Annotated in this window: 16 protein-coding genes; 11 read left to right on the top strand and 5 right to left on the bottom strand. The window is 44.9% G+C overall.

From position 1 onward, the window contains the following. Nucleotides 1-14 precede the first annotated feature (14 nt). On the top strand, nucleotides 15-1148 hold the full coding sequence (locus DX060_RS07720; RefSeq protein WP_115011910.1) for an RluA family pseudouridine synthase: 1134 nt from the start codon (nucleotides 15-17) through the stop codon (nucleotides 1146-1148). Then, nucleotides 1135-1386: a hypothetical protein gene (locus DX060_RS10880; RefSeq protein WP_147278798.1), complete on the top strand. Its 252-nt coding sequence runs from the start codon at nucleotides 1135-1137 to the stop codon at nucleotides 1384-1386. Before DX060_RS07720 ends, DX060_RS10880 begins: the two co-directional genes overlap by 14 nt. Before the next feature lie 34 nt (nucleotides 1387-1420). On the opposite strand, the gene DX060_RS11455 is transcribed toward DX060_RS10880, so the two are convergent. From DX060_RS11455 to DX060_RS07710, 3 genes are read right to left on the bottom strand one after another with little or no spacing between them, the layout of a single operon-like run. Continuing rightward, the gene (locus DX060_RS11455; RefSeq protein ID WP_181814241.1) at nucleotides 1421-1585 is read right to left on the bottom strand and encodes a hypothetical protein; all 165 of its coding nucleotides are present in this window, start codon (nucleotides 1583-1585) and stop codon (nucleotides 1421-1423) included. A gap of 14 nt (nucleotides 1586-1599) precedes the next feature. Then, a complete protein-coding gene (gene dnaJ / locus DX060_RS07715; protein WP_115011909.1) occupies nucleotides 1600-2745 on the bottom strand; it encodes a molecular chaperone DnaJ in 1146 nt (381 codons plus the stop codon). Between the two features lie 19 nt (nucleotides 2746-2764). Beyond that, nucleotides 2765-3763 (bottom strand): hypothetical protein, encoded by a 999-nt coding sequence (locus tag DX060_RS07710; protein ID WP_115011908.1) that lies wholly within the window; start codon nucleotides 3761-3763, stop codon nucleotides 2765-2767. Nucleotides 3764-3921: 158 nt separating this feature from the next. Here DX060_RS07710 and DX060_RS07705 point away from each other — a divergent pair, with 158 nt between their 5' ends. The 9 genes from DX060_RS07705 to DX060_RS07665 all read left to right on the top strand — a co-directional run bounded on the left by DX060_RS07705 (nucleotide 3922) and on the right by DX060_RS07665 (nucleotide 17426). After that, nucleotides 3922-4896: a transaldolase gene (locus DX060_RS07705; protein WP_115011907.1), complete on the top strand. Its 975-nt coding sequence runs from the start codon at nucleotides 3922-3924 to the stop codon at nucleotides 4894-4896. A 149-nt stretch (nucleotides 4897-5045) separates the two neighbouring features. Then, nucleotides 5046-6686, top strand: a complete 1641-nt coding sequence (locus DX060_RS07700) for an McrB family protein (protein WP_115012343.1) — start codon at nucleotides 5046-5048, stop codon at nucleotides 6684-6686. Nucleotides 6687-6695: 9 nt separating this feature from the next. Next, nucleotides 6696-8339, top strand: coding sequence for an McrC family protein (locus tag DX060_RS07695; protein ID WP_115011906.1), 1644 nt, complete (start codon nucleotides 6696-6698; stop codon nucleotides 8337-8339). A gap of 113 nt (nucleotides 8340-8452) precedes the next feature. Continuing rightward, a complete protein-coding gene (locus tag DX060_RS07690; RefSeq protein ID WP_115011905.1) occupies nucleotides 8453-9802 on the top strand; it encodes a tRNA (uridine(54)-C5)-methyltransferase TrmA in 1350 nt (449 codons plus the stop codon). Nucleotides 9803-9865: 63 nt separating this feature from the next. Then, complete coding sequence (locus DX060_RS07685) at nucleotides 9866-11077, top strand: phosphoglycerate kinase (protein ID WP_115011904.1); 1212 nt, start codon at nucleotides 9866-9868, stop codon at nucleotides 11075-11077. A 28-nt stretch (nucleotides 11078-11105) separates the two neighbouring features. After that, a complete protein-coding gene (corA, locus tag DX060_RS07680; protein ID WP_115011903.1) occupies nucleotides 11106-12062 on the top strand; it encodes a magnesium/cobalt transporter CorA in 957 nt (318 codons plus the stop codon). Beyond that, nucleotides 12059-12784, top strand: coding sequence for a TerC family protein (locus DX060_RS07675; protein WP_115011902.1), 726 nt, complete (start codon nucleotides 12059-12061; stop codon nucleotides 12782-12784). The genes corA and DX060_RS07675 overlap by 4 nt, the downstream gene beginning before the upstream one ends. A 49-nt stretch (nucleotides 12785-12833) precedes the next feature. Next, nucleotides 12834-12962, top strand: coding sequence for a hypothetical protein (locus tag DX060_RS12080; RefSeq protein ID WP_258552256.1), 129 nt, complete (start codon nucleotides 12834-12836; stop codon nucleotides 12960-12962). A 768-nt stretch (nucleotides 12963-13730) separates the two neighbouring features. Next, nucleotides 13731-17426: an autotransporter outer membrane beta-barrel domain-containing protein gene (locus DX060_RS07665; protein WP_115011901.1), complete on the top strand. Its 3696-nt coding sequence runs from the start codon at nucleotides 13731-13733 to the stop codon at nucleotides 17424-17426. 514 nt (nucleotides 17427-17940) lie between these two features. On the opposite strand, the gene DX060_RS12075 is transcribed toward DX060_RS07665, so the two are convergent. Continuing rightward, the gene (locus DX060_RS12075) at nucleotides 17941-18072 is read right to left on the bottom strand and encodes a hypothetical protein (protein WP_258552255.1); all 132 of its coding nucleotides are present in this window, start codon (nucleotides 18070-18072) and stop codon (nucleotides 17941-17943) included. Further along, a complete protein-coding gene (locus tag DX060_RS11450) occupies nucleotides 18048-18230 on the bottom strand; it encodes a hypothetical protein (protein WP_181814240.1) in 183 nt (60 codons plus the stop codon). Before DX060_RS11450 ends, DX060_RS12075 begins: the two co-directional genes overlap by 25 nt. Between the last annotated feature and the right edge of the window lie 10 nt (nucleotides 18231-18240).

Here is an 18240-nt window from a genome sequence, read left to right as displayed (position 1 = left end):
GATTCTTGCGGTGAATGCTAATGCCCTTTATCCGCGAGAGACACTCTATACAAGCTCCCATAAAATCCACGCGCTTTCTCATTAAGACTTTGGGCTTCTCTCCAAAGCTCGCGCAAAAGACAATCGATAAAGCTAGATTTCGACTCCCAGATAACACCCCTATCCACAAATCCCAGCTCATAAGTGGCGAAGTGTGGCTCACGCGCTTTGTGGATACCTATCCGCAAAGTGAGCTGCTCTCTCCAATATTTTCTACAAAAGATTTCACCCTTTTTGATAAGCCAGCCAAATTGCTCACCCACCCCAAAGGCACTTTCACACACAAAAGCCTAGTGGATTCTATCCGCCATTTTTGCGGCACGCAAGCTCAGCCAGTCCATAGGCTAGATTATGAGACGAGTGGGGCGATCCTTGTGGCAAAGACTAGGCAGAGTGAAAAAGCCCTAAAAGATCTTGTAGCCACCAAGCAAGTAGAGAAGCTCTATCTAGCAAAAATCAGGGGTATATTGCGCGATGAGATTCTTATTGACGCACCAATCTACACACCACATAAGCACGCAAGAGGACATCTCTCTATCCGCTCTTGTATCAGTGATAAGGGGAAAGATTCTCGCACGCTTCTTACACCCATACACATCGACACAGCGCATAATTGCACCTATATCCACGCTAGACCTTTCACAGGCAGGACACACCAAATCCGCCTGCATTGTGCCCACATAGGACACCCTATTTGCGGCGATTTGCTCTATGGGGCAAGCGATTGTGTGGCGGATTCTTACCTAAACGCACTCAAAGAGCATTTTCACACCGTCTCCCTAGAATCCACTTTTTCACACAATGCCGCACAAGCACAAAAAACACAGAAATTACAAGAAGTGGATTTTGGCAAAAAGGTGGATTCTAGGGAAAATGTTATTTTTCATAAAACAGCCAAGCCCCTAGAATCCACTTGTAAAAACACCCAAAGAGCAGAAATCCTAGAATCCACTTTACACACTAGCCCAAGAAACACACTCCTAGCACAGACTCTCTGCCTCCACGCCTTTAGCCTGCACTTTTGCTACGACCACACTACCTACGCTCTTTCTACCCACCCACCATCGTGGTGGCTAGATTCTAGCGAATACCCAAATGGTAAAACCTAGAATCCACTTTTTGAAAAAGTGGATTCTAGTATGGATTACTAAAGAAGCTACGGCTATGCCTTGCTTTCTAAAGAAACTTCGCTTCGCTCGTTTTCTAAAGAAGCTGCGCTTTGCCACGCGGCACAGAAGCACCGCTTGCAATGACAGAGTGGGGAGGGTGGATTGCCACGCCTTGCGGTGCAAGGCTCGCAATGACAGAAAACAGCGTTTTTATACCACGCCACAGGTGGTAGGTTAAAAAGTGGATTCTAAGAAATGCTAAAAAGTGGATTCTAGGAGTGAAGTCCCCCCTCTGTCATTGCGAGCGAGTGAAACAAGCGTGGCAATCCACAAAGAGACATAAAATCACAAAAAGTGGATTCTAGTCCTAGAAATTCTAAAATCCACACCGCCTCCCTAGAATCCACTTTGGAAAACCCCCAATCCACCAAACTCAACAGCTATTTTCTCCTTAAGCTTTCTTTTTCTCGCTCTTTTTCTCGCCAAACCAGCCTTTGATCTTTTCAAACGCTTCTTGGAATATGTTTTCATACGGCTTGCTATGCACGCCGAAGCTCTCATCAAGCCTTTGGATAAGCTCCTTTTGCTCGCTGCTAAGTGTTTTTGGATATGTGATAGACACTTGCGCGATCAAGCGACCCTTGCCCCTGCCATTGACATCAGCGATCCCCTCATCTCTAAAGACAAATTGCTCTTTATCTTTTGTATTTGGTGGGAGATTTAGCTCGATTGGCTCGCCTCGTAGTGATGGGATATGGATTTTCGCCCCTAGTAAAATCTGTGTGAAAAACACAGGCACTTCAATATACACATCATTTCCATTGCGGATAAAGTGCGTATCTTCTTGCACATACAGCACAAGATACAAATCCCCCCTAGCTCCACTTTTTGCTTGATTGCCCTTGCCGCTTATGCGTAGGCGCATTTCATTATCCACGCCTGCTGGGACAGAGATTTCTACCTCTTCATTTTTGGTGCTAAAGCCCTCTCCCTTGCAGGCTTTGCAAGGATTGGTGATGACATTGCCAGAGCCTTGACAGCGCGGACAAGTCTGCCCAAACGCCATAAACCCCTGCTGGATAAAGACCTGTCCCTTGCCCTTGCAGTCTGGGCAGGTGGTTGATTGCTTATCTGCGCTACCGCTACCATTGCACTCATTACAAGGGGTTTTATAGACAATGGAGATAGATTTTTTACAGCCAAAAACAGCTTCTTTGAAGCTAAGATCAAGCCGCATTAAAAAATCAAGGTCATATTTCTCCTGCTCTGCCCTAGCTCTTCTCCCACCGCCAAAGCCAAATGCCTGCCCAAACAAATCCTCAAATATCGAGCCAAACCCAGAAAAATCTCCGCTAAAGCCCTTGCCCTGCCGCTCTAGCCCATCTTTGCCATAGCGGTCATAGATTTGCCGCTTCTCATCATCGCTTAGAATCTCATAGGCTTCATTGATCTGCTTAAATCGCTCTTCAGCACTCTTGTCATCTGGATTTCTATCGGGGTGGTATTTTAGGGCTAGCTTGCGGTAAGCCTTTTTGATGACTTCTTTATCATTTGTGCGCTCAATCTCTAGAATCTCATAGTAGTCAAATTCTTCCATATATGCTCCTTAAAATGCGTTAAAACAATATCCTAACACCTAGATTCCCACTATATAAATATGCGGAGTTTGTGTAGATCCCGTGGGCTTTAAGGGCTATTGTGCAAGTCTGCGTGGCACGCCACTCTAGCCCTAGGGATAGCAGCCCATAGCTGTGGTATTTACTATCAGGCAGGGCGATGATAAGCTCACCATTTGGGCTAGCCACAAGCGGACGCGCTAGTCTATCAACCCCTATCACCCCAACATCTTGGCGAAATGCCGGAGCAAGTGAAAGTGTAATATGTCTCCCCAAAAACTGCGTAAAAAGCACGCCTAGATCGATATTTGTCCGTAGCATATAAGGCGACATAACAGAGCCTTGTGAGCTTATGGGGAAGAGTGCGTGGAGATTGTAGCGCGCATAAGTCTCTAGAAAGCTGCTAGATCCTAGCACAAACACATAGCCATAGGATAGTAGCGCGTTTGTCGAGCTTGCAAAGATCCAATCATCTAGCCTAGAAGCTAGGCTTTGCTCACTCTTATTTGTGTATGAAGCTTGGAATCCTTGTGCGGCAAATGCTTGTATATGGTGATTTTCAATAAATACATCGCTAAAAATCCCAAGTGTTAGGAGCTGCGTGGAGGCAAGAGCTGGGGAGAGACTCTGCCCATACGCATAGCCCACAAACGCCCCAAGTGGGTATCTATCGATGATACCATCATAAGCGATAGCCCCTCCGCTATACCTAGAAGCAGCGGCATTTACGCTGGACTCTCCATAAAGTCCCATTACTTTAATCTCATTAGGCTTATCAAAGCGTGTCGTGTAGCGATGGGTGAAAAAGGAGTTTTGCGTGAGATTGGATTCTGGTGTCATCGTGGGTAAAAGTGTGGTAGCACTCTGTCCTAGGGGATCTTGCTTGCTTGCTGTGAGTGCTTGTGCTGTGGGCGTAGGTGTAGATCGCGCATAGGCTAGGGCGCAAAGACAGCATAGCACGCAAGCCGCCCTTTTAAACATCGTGGTAAAAATCCGCATAGTATTCCTTATGGCTTACATTAGAAAAGTGGATTCTAGCCTATCTAGCCCAAGGCGACCTAGAAGCAGCTAAAAGCGCGCATTATAAAAAAAATGTGTTGTAAAAGGGCTTAATTTGCTAAAATTATCGGCATTTTTATACCATTTCAAGGATTTGTATGAAAGCAAATGTCAAAGATTTTAGCCTGTGGTGTGATTTTATCGAGCGTGGATTCTTGCAGCAAGACTTTAGCGCGCATATACAAGAAGCGCATTTTGTCGGGGCTACGAGCAATCCTAGCATTTTTGCGAACGCGATTTTGCACTCTAGCGGATACGCCGCCCAGCTAGAGCAGCTACGATCTACCCCCAATCTCTGCCCAAAAGACATTTATGAAGCCCTAGCTATAGAGGACATTAAGCTCGCTGCCCAAGCACTTTTAGGACTCTATGAAGCCGATAGGGACTATGGCTATATCAGCATTGAGATCGACCCTACGCTAAGTGATGATGCAAAGGCTAGTATAGAAGAAGGGAGGCGATTGTATGAGAGTATAGGCTATGAAAATGTGATGATCAAAGTCCCTGCCACGCAAGCAGGCTATGAAGTGATGGGCGCACTTTTTAGAGAGGGGATCAATGTCAATGCGACTTTGGTCTTTTCTGAAAAGCAAGCCGCGCAGTGTGCGAAGATTTTGGATAAAAATGCCAAGAGCAATGCCCGCGCGGTGATTAGTGTCTTTGTCTCGCGCTTTGACTCTGCTATCACTCCAGCAGAGCCGCTGCAACCAGAGCTTGGCATACTCAATGCTATGGTGTGCTATGGCGCGATAAATGAGCTAGAAAACCCTAGGATCCGCCCTCTCTTTGCCTCCACAGGCGCGAAGCTCCCGGGACTAGCTAAAGACTACTATATCACCAATCTCATCGCCCCTCATAGTGTCAATACCGCGCCTTTAGCGACTATCCAAGCCTTTTTGCAAGCACCTAGCGCGCGTGTGATCCCTTGGCTTGATAGGAAAGAAGCCTTACGCGCTATCTCTGCCCTAGATTGCAATGGCAGCTCGCTAGAATCCTTACAGGCAAAGCTCTTTACTGATGGGCTAAATGCGTTTAAGCAAGCCTTTAATGCAATGCTCCAAAGCCTAGCCTAGGCTTTTCTACATTGCTCCTTTGGGCTACTTTCTACGCCGCTTTTATCTACTCTTTATCCGCGCCACCCCCCCTTGACTTGAAAAAAAAAAAAAAACGCTACAATGTGGCATTTATGGGGCGTAAGCTCACATTGACAAAGGAGTGTGGAATGGAAAACAGAAAGGCGTTTTTAGAGTTTCAGCAAAAATGGTCTTTAGAACGAGTGCAAAATATGGTTTTAGATGAATATACTTCAATAGGCGGTAGCAACCGCGATGACTTTTGTTATTGGCTAGAGAGCAAATTAGACAAGATTGGGTCTATTTGGGGTGGTAGTGCATTTAAATTTGGCATATATCGCTGCAATAAAATTGAAAAAGATAGAATCGAAGGTAAGCGAAAATATGAAAGCGGTTATGCGTGGCTTATAAAATATGGCGATACAAAAGAACAAGCATTTGCAACTATTAAATCAAAAATCATAGAGATTATAAAAGCGAGCAAAGCAAATGATTTGGGGCAGATAGATTCCATAGATTTTAGCCCAGCAATAAAATGGAAAATAGCATTTCACTACCAAAACATTGATGATTTTAAGATTATTGATATTTTTCAAAAAGAGATGTTGGAAAATATCGCAGAATATGAGCTTGGAGATAGGTCATTAACTATCCCACAAATCCACCAAAGCATTTTAGGTAATCGGCGTTGGGATTTGGAAGCTCTACAAAATAGGGCTAGGGAATTATGGACAAAGTATGCGGAAAATGGGGAGCAATCAACAGAATATATAGAAAGACAAGAAATACCGACACCAAAGAAAAATATACCGCTTAATCAAATCCTTTATGGACCTCCCGGCACAGGCAAAACTTATCACACAATTGACAAGGCATTGGAGATTTTATGCGAGCGTGGCGAGATAGACTCTATCCCACAAGAGCGAGATGAGAAAAAGAAAATTTTTAATGCTTTTATAAATGATGAGCAAATCGGCTTTGTAACCTTCCACCAAAGCTATGGCTATGAGGATTTTGTAGAGGGGATTAGACCGCGACTTAGTGGCGAAAATGATGAGAGTCAAATAAGCGAAAAAATGGAATATGAGATTAGAGATGGGATCTTTAAGAGTATGTGTAAAAAGGCGAGTGAAAATTATGAAAAGCCCTATATCCTAATCATCGATGAAATCAATCGCGGGAATATTTCTAAGATTCTAGGCGAGCTTATCACCTTGCTAGAGCCTAGCAAACGCAAGGGCAATGATGAAGCCCTTGAAGTGAAGCTGCCTTATAGTCAAGAGTCTTTTAGCGTGCCAAACAATCTCTACATCATCGGCACAATGAATACTGCCGATAGAAGTATCGCCCTGCTTGATACTGCGCTGCGTAGGCGGTTTGAGTTTATAGAGATGCTGCCAGATTCTAGCAAGCTATCTACAAATTGCGATGGCATAAATCTACAAAAGCTGCTAGAAGCGATGAATACTCGCATAGAATTTTTGCTTGATAGGGAGCGGAGCATAGGGCACGCATTTTTCATAGGCGTAACAAATCTTAATGACTTGCAAGCAGTGTTTAAGCATAAAATCCTGCCGCTATTACAAGAATATTTCTATGATGATTATGCCAAGATAAATGCGGTGTTGAATAATAATAAAATGCTAAAGTCTCAAACAATGAATGATGTGAAAATTTCTTTAAGCGAGGAATTTGTGGATCGTGAAAAGCAAATATGGAAAATCACAGATTCTAGCGAGTGGAGTATGGACACTTTTCAAACGATGTATAAAGACACGCAATCTAGCTAAGGCTCACCTATGCCGACATTATATATCGCTGAGTATCAAAGCTTCGGGGCTTTAGAGATAGAGCAAGCGTTGGATTCTAGCAAGGTCAAAGACACCAAAGCCACAGCGCAAAAGATTTTTAACGAGCTAAAGGACTTTGCTAGTGATGAAAAGCACAGCGACTTTCTAGCCCATAAAACAAAGCACACACTCAAAGCCAAAAACTATGTCGGCACGATCCAGACTAAAAGCGGCTTTTGTGTAGAGATCTTGCCCAAGACCTTTGCGGCAGAGCGTATCACACAATGTCAAAAAGTGGATTCTAGCGCGGAAGTAGATCGCGATCAAAAAGTGGATTCTAGGGAAATGCAGTGCAAGCATACATACCGCTTTGAAAGGGAAAAGATTTTTGAAGCGTTTAGCAAGTTTAGCGAGCATATCACCGCAAAAACTACGAAAAACGCCGCTAAAACCGCCCAAGCCACAGACCAAGCCACCGCCACACAAACAACACCGCAAACCCTCCCAACACCTATGCAACACCTATGCGCTATTTGCCACGCCAAAGCGATTTTGCTCAACTGCCTTGCCACGCTGAAAGACACGCCCTTTAAGCACAATCACCTAGCCAATCTCCACACGCTCCGCCTCCCTCTGCTAGAAATTTTCGTGCGTATGTTTATCGATGAATGCGAGCGATTAGTGCGAGCGGGGCTAAAGAGTGATTATCTCTGTATCGCGCAAAATAGGGCGTTTCTCAAAGGCAAGCTAGAGTTCAAGGACCACATCGCGCAAAATTTTATCCACAAAGAGCGGTTTTACACCAGCAGCGATGAATACACGCAAGACATCGCCCCAAACCGCCTGATACAATCCACCCTGCGCCTCCTAGCCTGCCTAAGCCTGCACCCTAGCACACGATCGCGGCTTGATACTATGCGCTTTATTTTCGCCGATATTAGCCCGAGTGAGAATATCCAGCGCGATTTCACGCACTCTGCTACGATGAGCCGTGCCAAAGAGTATGAGACAATCCTTTTATGGTGCAGAGTATTCCTAGAGCAGCGGGCGTTTAGCCCATATAGCGGTAGCGACAAGGCAGTGGCATTTGTCTTCCCAATGGAAAAATTATTTGAATCTTTTGTGAGTTTTTGGCTCAAACAATGCGCCGACAAAGACTTGCGCATAACAACCCAAGAGAGCAGCAAATATCTCCTATGCGATGAAGGGGGTAAAAAGATTTTTTGCTTAATGCCTGATATTATAATGCGCGCTAAGAAAGGCGCAGCGATCATCATCGCTGATACCAAGTGGAAAATCCCAAATAGCAGCACTGATGAGAAAAAATACGGAATCTCACAAGGCGATCTCTATCAAATGTGGGCGTATGCGAGCAAATATCGCCTAGAGTCTAAAAATGTCCGCGTGGTGCTTATCTACCCACAATGCGAGCGGACAAAAAAGCTAGAAAAAGAGTGGCAGCATAAGCAATGGAGCTTCAAAGCAAGCCTAGAATCCACACAATGTAAAAAAGTGGATTCTAGCGCGGAGGCGGATTGCCACGCGGATAAATCCGCTCGCAATGACAATGCAACAGCCGTAAGTGAAAAAGTGGATTCTAGCGCAAAGACAGATCCTATCACCATCTCGCTAGCCTTTGCCCCACTAGGCTAGATCCATACAAATCCCACGCCATAGTCTTTACACAATACCAAGCTTAATGTATCATTGCGCTTTGGCTTAGTGGATTCTGGGCTTGATCGCAAAATTGTTGATATAGGTGGTCTATGGTTTGTCCTGTGGTGGGTGTGTGTGGTGGGTGTGAAGCTAATCACAGCTTAGAGAAAAAAGTGCGAGATATATATGAGCGACTTGGGGCAAAACTACAAGAGAGCGCACTACATATCTATGCTTCGCCAGATTCTGGGTATCGATCTAGGGGGGAGTTTCGTATCTATAAAAAAGCTCCTAATATAAAATCTACAAATGCGGATTCTAGGGATTTGGCGGATTCTTTTGGGTTAGATTCTACTAGCTTGCCTAAGCTTTTTTTATCAATGAGTGCAAAAAGCAAAAACACGCATATCCCCATTGCTCACTGCCCCATTCTCTTGCCTGCTTTGCAAGATGTCTTGCACGCATTATTGCCACTACTTGAGCGCGTATCGGTCCTAAGCCACAAACTCTATGCCATAGAAGTGCTAGGCTCGCGCTTTAGCACACTAGGGGCATTACCGCCCAAATCTAGCACTCTAGAATCCAGTGTGCTAATCGCTAGCCACTCTGCACTCTTACACACCATAGTCAAAGATACACACCAGCATAGTGATGTCGTGATAAGTCTAATCTACCACAAGCATTTGGATCTTGCCTTTGAGCAAGCAGCACTTGATCTGCTTCTTGCACTTAGGCGCGATCTCTCCCAGAGCAAAGAGACACAAGCGCGACTAGGGCGCATTAGCCTGATTGCTCGTAGTAAAAATGAGCGGCTTTGTATCACGCCACAAGGCGAGCAGATAAGAGACTATGCCACTGATGTCGTGCAAGTGTGCGATAAGCCCTACACATATCTGCGCAAAGAGGGGCAATTCTGCCAGCCAAATGCCTATATGAATGCCTGTATGCTCTCTTTTGTCAAGCACGCTATCTCCTCCCACGAGCGTGAAGACTTGCTAGAGATGTATGGAGGCGATGGGAATTTCTCTATCGCTTTGGCAGAGTGCTTTGATAAGGTGCTAGTAACAGAAGTAGTGAAAAAAGCTAGCGCACATATCGCGCAAAATGCGGCACTAAATGGCATTAGCAATATCACAAGTGTGCGCTTAAGCGGGGCGGAGACTATGAGTGCATTGCGCTTTGAGCGAGAGTTTTTCCGCTTAAAGAGGGTTGATATAAGGGCTTTTAGCTTCTCGCATATTCTTATCGATCCGCCAAGGAGTGGGGTGGGCGATGAGGCAATGCTGGCATTTATCGCGGGCTTTTCTTCTATCATCTATATCTCGTGCAATCCTGCTAGCTTACTGGAAGATTTGCAAGTGCTTTTGCAAACACATAGCATAGAAAATGTCGCGCTTTTTGATCAATTTCCACATACACACCACTTAGAATGCGCCCTAATCTTGCGCAAACAATCTTAAGGCTTTTTGTGCTACAATGCGCGGCTTAATTATTTATAAAATTACATTATTTAAGGAGCAAAAATGAAGCAAGTCGCTGGAATTAGCTTTATGCAGCAGGTAAAGACTTTGCGAGATATAGATCTAAGCAATAAGCATATCCTAATCCGCGTGGATTTTAATGTCCCAATGGATGAGGATTGTGATATTAGCGATGATACGCGTATCCGCGAAGCCCTGCCTACGATCAACTACTGCATCGACAATGAGCCAAAATCTATCGTGCTTGTAAGCCACCTAGGACGCCCTAAGGGTGTGCAGCCAGAATTCTCACTCAAGCATATTATCAAACGCTTAGAGAGACTGCTAGAGACAAGTGTGATGTTTGCAGATTCTATTGAAGCGGTCAAAGATCTGCAAGAGAGCGCGCCTAAAGGCAGCATTATCCTACTAGAAAATATACGATTTTATAAAGAAGAGGAGCAAAATGCTAAAGAGCTAAGCAAAAAGCTCGCGTCTTTGTGTGATGTCTATGTCAATGACGCCTTTGGGACAAGCCACAGAGCGCACGCTAGCACACACGGGATCGCGGAATTTGTAGGGCAGAAAGTCGCAGGACTGCTACTAAAAAAGGAGATCGACTCTTTTGCCAAAGCTTTGGCTAATCCGCTAAAGCCTGTGCTACTTATCGTAGGTGGGAGCAAGGTAAGCTCCAAGCTAGAGCTGCTCTCAAATATCCTTGATGTGGTAGATAAAATCATCATCGGCGGTGCTATGAGCAATACATTTTTAGCCTCTCTAGGCTTTGATATGGCAAAGTCTCTTGTGGAAGTGGAGCTTATCGATGAAGCGCGCAATATCTTGCAAAAAGCCGCGCAAAAGGGCGTGAAAATCTATCTGCCTGTCGATGTTGTCAGCACAGATGATATTGCTACGCATACAAATATCAAAATCACCCCCGCCCAAGATGTCCCAAGCGGCTATATGGCAGTAGATATGGGACCTGCTACGACAAAGCTTTTTAGCGAGGTGATCCAAAGCTCACAGACAATTATTTGGAACGGACCGCTAGGGATCTATGAGATCTCGCAATTTTCACGCGGGACATTTAATCTCGCCCACGCCATCGCAGATACCTATGCCTTTAGCTTGATTGGCGGCGGCGATACAGCCGATGCGATCGAGCGTGCAGGCGAGAGAGATAATATGAGCTTTATTTCCACAGGTGGCGGAGCGAGTCTCGAGCTCTTAGAGGGCAAGATCCTCCCAGCATTTGAAGTGCTTGATAAAAAATAGGATTCTAGAGCGATGATAGGAGCAAGCGATGATGAATGTATTTTTCAAACAAGGTGGCGGAGTTTGTAGGAAAGATATTAGCAGCACAGATAGTTTAGATCTCCCACAAGAGGTGCTATGGATAGATCTGCTCCACCCAAGCACCGCGGAGGTCTCTCACATCGCCCAGACCTACACCCTTGACATACCCACTAAAGAAGAGCGAGAGGAGATCGAGCAGTCTGCGCGATATTTTGAGGATACGCAGAGTATCACTATCAATACTTACTTCCTTATGCGTAGTGCGAGTATGGATCTGCAGAATGAGACCGTTACTTTTATCCTCTTCCAGGGCATACTTTTTACCATTCGCTATGCGGATTTTAAGGTCTTTGGCGAGATCCAGCAGAGCGTGCTACTAAGCCCTAGAAGCTTTGAAGATGGCTATGATATTTTAAGCAAGATTTTTGAAGTGCGCGTGGAGCAAGATGCCGATATGCTAGAGGGTGCAGCCCAGCTTACCAAGCTACTTCGCAAAGCTGTCTTTGATGAAGAAGCCAGCGATCACACCGCCCAGCTCGCCAAGCTCTCAAACTTGCAGGAGTTTAATCTAAGCGTGCGAGACTCACTCTTTGATAAAAGGCGCGCGATCACAGCATTGCTTAAGAGCTACAAAGTCGATCCCGAGATCAAAAAGGACCTAAGTATCGTGCTAAAGGACTTAAACTCGCTTGTAGAATTTACCACCGTCAATCTCAATATGCTTGATAATACCCAAAGTCTCTTTGCCAGCCGTGTCAATATCGAGCAAAACAAAATCATAAAGCTTTTTACCGTGGCGACTATGGCGATGATGCCCCCCACACTTGTAGGCACGATTTATGGTATGAATTTCAAGTATATGCCCGAGCTTGAGTGGGAGTTTGGCTATCCTATGGTGATTATTGTGATGATTGTATCCACCGTGATCCCTATTTGGTATTTTAAGAAAAAGGGCTGGCTATAATGGCGTTTTTAAGCGATCCGCAGGCGTGGATCTCTCTTGCAACACTTGTGGTGCTAGAAATCGTGCTAGGGGTGGATAATCTCATCTTCCTTGCTATTTTAGTCGCAAGACTGCCCAAAGAGCAGCAGCGCAAAGGCAGGATTCTAGGGCTAGGCTTTGCGCTTATCACGCGCATAGCTTTGCTTGGCACACTCTTTTGGATCACCAAGCTTACAACGCCGCTGTTTAGCCTATTTGGGCTGGCTATCTCTGGGCGCGATATTGTGCTGATTGCTGGGGGGCTTTTTCTTATGTATAAAAGCGTGCAAGAGATTCACAATCACATCACACACGCGCAAGAGACACAAGCGATAAAGCCTCGCCACGCAGGCTTTTTGATCACGATCGCACAAATTGGGATTATTGATATTGTGTTTTCGCTAGATTCTGTCATCACGGCTGTGGGTATGGCAGAGCATTTAGAGGTGATGATCCTAGCTATTATCATCGCGGTGCTAGTGATGATGTTTGCTGCTGAAGTTATTTCAAAGTTTATTGACACCTACCCCACGCTTAAGATTCTAGCCCTAGCGTTTTTGCTAATTGTTGGCATTGTGCTGCTTGCAGATGGACTCCACTTTGAGATCCCGCGAGGCTATGTGTATTTCGCGATGTTTTTCTCACTTGGCGTGGAGCTGCTCAATATCCTAGCCCACGCCAGAAAATCCACCAAAGATTCTTAAAGATAGCTGCCAAAGAGTCCTAACGCAGATCCTAGCCTTTTTTCAAAAAGTGGATTCTAGCACTAATGCCCCACTCTGTCATTGCGAGCCGATGAAGTCGGCGTGGCAAAGTGCAGCTTCTTTAGTAATCCATACACAAAAGCATAAGAAACGCTATCCAACACAAAGCCAAGAGTAAAACACAAGAATCAAGCAGATTTGTAGCAAAGTCGTAGCAGAGTTTGAGAGAGAGTGTTATAATACAACGCCCCCAAGATAGGGGGCAAATCCACTTCAAAAGGCTTTGTTATGAAAAAACATAGCAAACGCCTTAGGTTCGCATTGTATCTAAATTTCAAGCTCTTTGGGCTAAGATTTAGGCTAAATGTTAGACGCTAAGGCGTGGGGGCTATGCCCCTGCCTTTTGAGTGGGATTACTTGCTAGCGATTCAGTCTTGGGCGAGCAATGCGGCAGTGTTGCAAAAATTACTAAAGAAACATCGGCTATGCCGAGCGGTGTCTCTTGTTTTGTGAAAGGCACGACCGCCAAGGTCGCTAACCTTCCCCAAAGTTTGCAAAGCTCCCACAGCCCCACCGCAATCCTTAGAATCGTTTTACTCTAAAGCTAACTTTAATCCCAGAATCCACTTTGTCAAATAACGCCCTTTTCTGGTCATATTGAGCCTTTAGGCGAAATATCTTTTGCCATTTTTACCCCACTTTTACAATAACTACATATTTTTTACACACCTTTTACAAACTCTCCCAAACAATGCGCAAATTTATAATTAAATCATAAAAAGCCGTTTTTTTTTTTTTGATTTTGGCTAGAATTGCGGCTTTACATTTTGACTATTCAAGGAGACATAATGCAAACACTACACAATAATGCCCATATTCACGGGGGGGGGGGGGGGGAAATAATCTCTCTCTAAATACCCCTAGTCAATCCGCTCTCTCTCCGTCATTGCGAAGCCCTTTAGGGCTGAAGCAATCCACACAAGCCAATGCCCCAAGCAAATCCACCCGCTTAAGCTTAAGCCTAGCGTGCTTTTTCGCCCTTAGCTCTATGGCAGCGGCAAGCACACCTACTATACCAGAAAATGACCCAAATAATCTTCTCTCGCAACTTGAGAACAGAACCTGTCGTGGCTACCTTGATGGGCGACACTACAACAACTGCTATAACATTGTGTGGCAGACTACTAATAAACAAGGCGCCACAAATAGTTCGATGAGTGGTAATTGGAATTTTGGTAATGCAGGTGTCTATGGAGATGTATCGCGTTACACTTACGCAAGCGTAGCTGTTGCCTATCGTCCCGGAGGCTTTAGCGGCAAACGATTTTGGTTTGCAAACAATGCACGAGTGGATCACCTTGTGTTCAACCTTAAAAAAGTTGGCGAGGGGGATTCTCCTTGGGTTAATTTGGTTGATAGCAGTAATCTCAATGTTACAACCCTTGATGTCATCGGTGATGTAATGTTTGAAGTAAGGCTAGGCGACAACAGCAATATTGATACTATCAACAACGCTGCTGATCGTCTAAGCCTTACCACAAATGGTAATGGCTCCCTAACAATTCAAACACTCAATCAAAACAGAGCCGATAGCCAGCTAGTCATACAAGAAGCTCCCGGCTCTATTGTGATAAATACCCTTCATCAAAGCGGCGGTAGTGTCTATCAAAGGAGCGAAGAAGTAACAACCGCCAACATAACCGGCGGACACTACTACCAAGGCTATGGACCTAGTGGCGGTGGCTACGCACCAGTAGGCGATGGCGGACAGATAAGCACGCTCAATCTACAGGGCGGAGCATTTACTCAATATGCTGGGCAAATCACTACTGCTAATCTCTCTGGCGGAGTTTTCACTCATAAAGGCGGCACACTTAGCAATGTCGTGCTAAAAGCAGGTGGCAGTGGCTCTACATTTGTCAATGGCACAGATTCTGCCTTTGATAACATCACCCAAGAGGGCGGTAACCACACCATAGGCAAAGGCAAAAATGCTATCACCAGCTTCACCCTAAAGTCCGGCTCTCTTACCAACAACGGCACGATCACCACACTCACCACAAACACCACCACGACACAAACTAGAGCCGCAGATACCACAAACACAGCTACCCCACAATTCCGCAATGCCCAAACCCCTCGCGCTACTGGCAACCACATCACCAACAACGGCACCATTGATAAACTAGAGCTCACCAAAGACGCTGATAGCGTAACCAACAATGCTGTGTATAACACAGGCGGCGGTTTAGCAAGCGGTATCATCAAAGAGCTTAATGTAACAAGCGGCAATGCCACCATCAACACCCTAAATGGTGTAGGGCAAGGAGATGCAAGCAATGTAGAGCCCCACTCGCTCTCAAATATCAGCATCTCTAAAGGCAGCGGCAAACTCACCGTTGATACCCTAAGCGTAGGACTTAGAGGCAATCAAGCAATAGAAAGGGTAAAAATCAATAATGATACAAATAGCGGTAGCAACAAAGAATTTGCCGTGAATAAAATCCAAGTAACCTATATCGATGGCAGCTTTGATCCTGCTAAAAGCATTAGCAAAGAGCTTAAAAACTATGTAACACAAGGTAGCCAAAGCTATGTCGATAACAATTCTAAACCCACCTTTGAGTCAAGCCCAGAGCTACAAGCCATAGGCGTGAAGTTTAATCCCGATGGCACCCCTATCTTTGATGTAGAAGCTTCTGTGGCTGCAAGTATGACAAGCGTAGTCGTGCGCCAATCTATGCGACGAAAAATGCTTATAGACACCTATCTCGCAGAACAAAACAGAAGAAGTTTGAAAAACAAAGAGCGCAGAACCAAGCAACGCATAGAAGCAGCCACCCTAGGAGATGCAAGAGCCCAGTATCAAAAAGACCTAGCCAAATACAAGCTAGACTTAGCCAAATGGGATAAACTCGCTAGCACCAAAGAAAACAAAGCTTTGATCGCTAAATACGAGCAAGAAGACAAAGCCTACCAAGCCGCCAAAGCTCAATACGACAAAGACAAAAAAGCCTATGAAGACAATCGCAAAAACCTAGAGCTACTCTCTAAAGCGCAAAAGATCAAAGCTCCCATAGAGCCTAAAGCTCCTGTAATGCCAAACCTAAAGCCAAGTGATAAACACTACAAAAAAGCTATGGCTAACTATGACAAAGCACAAAAAGCCTATGAAAAAGCAATGAGCAAATACGAGCAAGAGCTTAGAATCTATACAGAGGAGAACAACAAGCTAGAGACAATAGCAAGAGCAAGCAACCTCAAAGCGCCCATAGCTCCTAAAGCTCCTATAAGACCAAACCTCAAACCAAACCATAAAGACTATAAGCGAGTAATGGCAGCCTATGAGTCAAACCAAAGAGCCTACCAAGCAGCCCTCAAACAATATGAGCTTGATAAAAAGAGCTATGAAGAGAAGAGAAAGCGTCTAGAAGTGCTTGCAAAAACTAGTAAGTTTAATGCCAACCTCAAAGCTCCCACAGAGCCTAAAGCTCCTATGCGCCCAAATCTCAAGCCAAACCACAAAGACTATAAAAAAGCTATGAGCAAATACGAGCAAGAGCGCAAAGACTATCTAAAAGCCTTTAAGCAATACGAGCAAGATAAAAAAAGCTATGAGAGAGAGTATCAAAAGCTTATAGCCCTAGCTGATGCCCAGAGCAATAAGCTAAAAGCCCCTATACAGCCTAAAGCTCCTACTAAGCCTAAAATCCTAGCCAGCAAGCCAGAAATGCCACAAGAGCCAAAGCTTGGAGAGATAAGTGCAGAGCTACTAGCTAAGCATAAAGTCCAAGGGGATTTCTTTATCCGTGCCTATGGTGGGACAGGCTCACATAAAGCAACCAATGGCGCACAAACAAGCTCTTGGAGTGTGGGCACACTCTTTGGCTCGACTTGGGATCTAGCTCTTGGACAAACAAGTGGGAATATCGGCTTCTATGGTGGGTATGAGTATATCTACAATGGCTATAAGCAAGCCCATATCGATGCCCAAGGACACACAGGCTTCCTAGGGCTTAGATTCTCCCATATCTTTGCTAAGACTAAGCTAGCAGGATTCTACTATATGGCTGATGTCAATGGTGGCTATACAGATATATCTGTAGGGCAGGATATGAATGGTATGCGATTTGGCGCAAATGTGGGGAATATCAACTTTGGCTCTTCTATCCGCCTAGGCTCATCTATCTATATGGCTGGGGCTAAATCTATGCTTTTCCCATCAATTGGAGTAGGAGTAGAGGGCGGCTATCTAGGAGACTTTGAGATGAGGACACAACGCTCTGGTGAGCTACGCTATGGAGGACTAAGCCAAGGCTATGCAGTTACCTATGCCCAAGCAAACTTAAACTACTACCAAGAGTATGGCAAAAGGATTTCTACCACACTAGGCGGGGGCTTTAGGTATCTAATGAATGCAGATATAGGCATTACCCCTACGCTGAATGGCAAGGCTTATACCATAGAGGAGACCACAGGCAGGGCAGCAGCAGTGCATTTAGCTCCATTTTTCTACCAAGGCACATTTGTGATAAATTACCACACAGACAAAGCAGGAAACTTCTCTGCTGGGTATGTGGCAGTAGGGGGATTGCTGGGGATTACGCATAACGCCTCTATGCGCTGGCATTATTTCTTTTAACCCATAGCGATTCAGCTTTGGGTATCCATAGTGGCGATTTTAAGGATTTTAGGGGAACCGCAGACCTCTAGTCTAGCTCCACCCTAAAATCCTTAAAAAGCCCCACTAGCAACACCGCAATTCTTAGAATCGTTTTACTCTCAAACTAACTTCAATCCTAGAATCCATTTTTTACACCTTTGGCATTTAACCCTAGAATCCACTTTTTGTAATCCTACCGCCGCGACTCTCTTAGTTTTTCAAGCTTTTTAATTTCAAGCTTTTTTCTCGTCATTGCGAGCGGACTTGTCCGCGCGGCAATCCATTAAAAATAAAGCGCAATTCTTTAGTAATCCACAAAAAACAAAACCAAAATCCTAGAATCCACTTTTTTAATTTTTCCCCTTACATTTTTAACATTTTCCTAGAATCCACTTTTTGATTGTGGATTGCCACGATTTGCCACGCAAATCTCGCAATGACAGAATTTGGGCTTCACTCCTAGAATCCACTTTTTCAAATAACGCTCTTTTTCTTAATCAATCATTCCCCTGTCATTGCGAGCGGATTGAAAATCCGCGTGGCAATCCATAAAAACACAAAAAGTGGATTCTAGTGGGAGAGTGGATCGCCACGCAATCGCTACCGCGCTTGCTCGCGATGACAAAAAATAGGCGTAAGGTGTAAAAAGTGGATTCTAGTATGGATCGCCACGCCGATACATCGGCTCGCGATGACAGAGGGGGTAGCGTAGCGCAAGGCTCGCGATGACAGAGATATTTCGCCTAAAGGCTCAATATGACAAGAGAAGGGCATTATACGCAAAAAGTGGATT

It is taken from the genome of Helicobacter canis, assembly GCF_900451095.1.
Taxonomy (GTDB): Bacteria; Campylobacterota; Campylobacteria; order Campylobacterales; family Helicobacteraceae; genus Helicobacter_B; species Helicobacter_B zhangjianzhongii.
The sequence above is the reverse complement of the archived record's forward strand: the minus strand, read 5'-3'. Positions and strand labels throughout refer to the sequence as shown.

Coding starts and splice junctions, on each gene's coding strand:
- DX060_RS07720 (WP_115011910.1), top strand. CDS start 15: ATGCTAATGCCCTTTATCCGCGAGAGACACTCTATACAAGCTCCCATA.
- DX060_RS10880 (WP_147278798.1), top strand. CDS start 1,135: ATGGTAAAACCTAGAATCCACTTTTTGAAAAAGTGGATTCTAGTATGG.
- dnaJ (WP_115011909.1), bottom strand. CDS start 2,745: ATGGAAGAATTTGACTACTATGAGATTCTAGAGATTGAGCGCACAAAT.
- DX060_RS07710 (WP_115011908.1), bottom strand. CDS start 3,763: ATGCGGATTTTTACCACGATGTTTAAAAGGGCGGCTTGCGTGCTATGC.
- DX060_RS07705 (WP_115011907.1), top strand. CDS start 3,922: ATGAAAGCAAATGTCAAAGATTTTAGCCTGTGGTGTGATTTTATCGAG.
- DX060_RS07700 (WP_115012343.1), top strand. CDS start 5,046: ATGGAAAACAGAAAGGCGTTTTTAGAGTTTCAGCAAAAATGGTCTTTA.
- DX060_RS07695 (WP_115011906.1), top strand. CDS start 6,696: ATGCCGACATTATATATCGCTGAGTATCAAAGCTTCGGGGCTTTAGAG.
- DX060_RS07690 (WP_115011905.1), top strand. CDS start 8,453: ATGGTTTGTCCTGTGGTGGGTGTGTGTGGTGGGTGTGAAGCTAATCAC.
- DX060_RS07685 (WP_115011904.1), top strand. CDS start 9,866: ATGAAGCAAGTCGCTGGAATTAGCTTTATGCAGCAGGTAAAGACTTTG.
- corA (WP_115011903.1), top strand. CDS start 11,106: ATGATGAATGTATTTTTCAAACAAGGTGGCGGAGTTTGTAGGAAAGAT.